The following is a 1,771-nucleotide window of genomic DNA, read 5'->3' as shown; positions in this document are numbered from 1 at the left end:
TTTAACTTCCCTCCGAAAGAAGTCTCCCACTTCTAAACGTAAAGGTGCGACAGCACCAGTGAAAGTGGGAGATGAATTTCGGTTAGGCGCAGCCTAAAGTTGTCTCCTTTTTTTGTGTGTGCTATGATGAAATCAGTCTTAGATATATGAAAGGCTGTTATATCAATGAAATTAGATAATAATAACCATTCAGTATTCATATTGTATTATCATCTTGTTCTGGTCGTAAAATATCGCAGAAAAGTGATTGATGATACCATATCTGACTATGCAAAAGAAATGTTTGTTCGATTAGGCGAAAGTTACAATATTTCCTTAGTCGAATGGAATCACGATATTGACCATGTGCATATTTTGTTCAAAGCACATCCGAATACTGAAATGTCAAAATTCATCAACGCTTATAAAAGCGCAAGTTCACGACTTATCAAAAAGCATTTCCCACAGGTGAAAAAGAAACTGTGGAAAGAGTATTTTTGGTCAAGGAGTTTTTGCTTACTTACAACAGGTGGTGTGCCCATTGAAGTGATAAAGAAATATATAGAAAATCAAGGTATGAAGTGAGGTGATTCGATATGGCAAACAAAGCATATAAGTTTCGCCTGTATCCAACGCAAGAACAAGAGCAACTTCTTGCCAAAACCTTCGGTTGTGTTCGTTTCGTCTACAACAAAATGTTAGCTGAACGAAAGGAAACCTATGAACAATTCAAGGATGACAAGGAAGCACTGAAGAAACAAAAGTTCCCCACTCCTGCCAAGTATAAAAATGAGTTTGCATGGCTTAAAGAAGTAGATAGTCTTGCCTTGGCGAACGCCCAACTAAATTTGCAGAAGGCGTACAAAAACTTCTTTTCTGGTCGTGCTGAATTTCCGAAGTTCAAAAACCGTAAGGCAAGACAATCCTACACAACCAATGTGGTGAACGGAAACATTATGCTTTTGGATGGCTATATCAAATTACCAAAACTGAAACTTGTAAAAACGAAGCAGCATCGAGAAATTCCTTCCCATCATATGATCAAGTCTTGTACCGTTTCTCGAACAAAAACAGGAAAATACTACGTTTCTATCCTCACGGAATACGAACATCAACCTGTACAAAAAGAAGTACAAGCTGTCGTTGGTTTAGATTTTTCTATGAATGGCTTATTTGTCGATAGCGAAGAAGGTAAGACAGCCAATTACCCTCGTTTCTATCGTCAAGCCTTAGAAAAATTGGCGAAGGAACAGCGGATTCTATCATGCAGAAAGAAAGGTTCGAATCGTTGGTACAAACAGCGTCTGAAAGTAGCGAAGCTACATGAAAAAATTGCAAATCAACGAAAGGACTTTCTACATAAGGAATCGCACAAATTAGCGAAACTGTATGATTGCGTGGTTATCGAAGACCTCAACATGAAAGGAATGTCACAAGCCCTCCATTTCGGCAAAAGCATTGCTGATAATGCCTGGGGCATGTTCACGACATTTCTCCAATACAAGTTAGATGAGAAAGGAAAAAAGCTGATCAAAATAGATAAATGGTTTCCCTCATCAAAAACTTGCTCATGTTGTGGTCAGACAAAGAAGTCCCTATCTCTTTCTGAACGTATATTCTACTGTGATTGTGGTTTTGTGGCAGACAGAGACTGGAACGCTTCTATCAACATCAAACATGAAGGATTACGCTTATTAGCGTTGGCATAGCAAAAAGAACTCTTGGAACAAGAGGGATAGCTCGGTCAGTTTTCGTTGGCTACTAAAAGCAACGATAAGTCGAGAAGCCCCCA

General features: G+C 38.8%; 2 protein-coding genes. Both read left to right on the top strand.

Features of this window, described 5'->3' with window-relative positions:
- The first annotated feature begins 165 nt into the window (after positions 1-165).
- On the top strand, positions 166-564 hold the full coding sequence (gene tnpA / locus ACI7RC_RS27695) for an IS200/IS605 family transposase (RefSeq protein ID WP_408111377.1): 399 nt from the start codon (positions 166-168) through the stop codon (positions 562-564).
- Positions 565-575: 11 nt separating this feature from the next.
- Entirely contained in the window at positions 576-1,688 is a 1,113-nt protein-coding gene (locus ACI7RC_RS27690; RefSeq protein ID WP_408111376.1) for an RNA-guided endonuclease TnpB family protein, read from the top strand.
- Positions 1,689-1,771: the final 83 nt, after the last annotated feature.

This window comes from Brevibacillus sp. B_LB10_24 (assembly GCF_046036945.1).
Classification (GTDB): domain Bacteria; phylum Bacillota; class Bacilli; order Brevibacillales; family Brevibacillaceae; genus Brevibacillus_C.
Note: the sequence above shows the minus strand (reverse complement) of the source record. Positions and strands in the feature narration are given on the sequence as shown.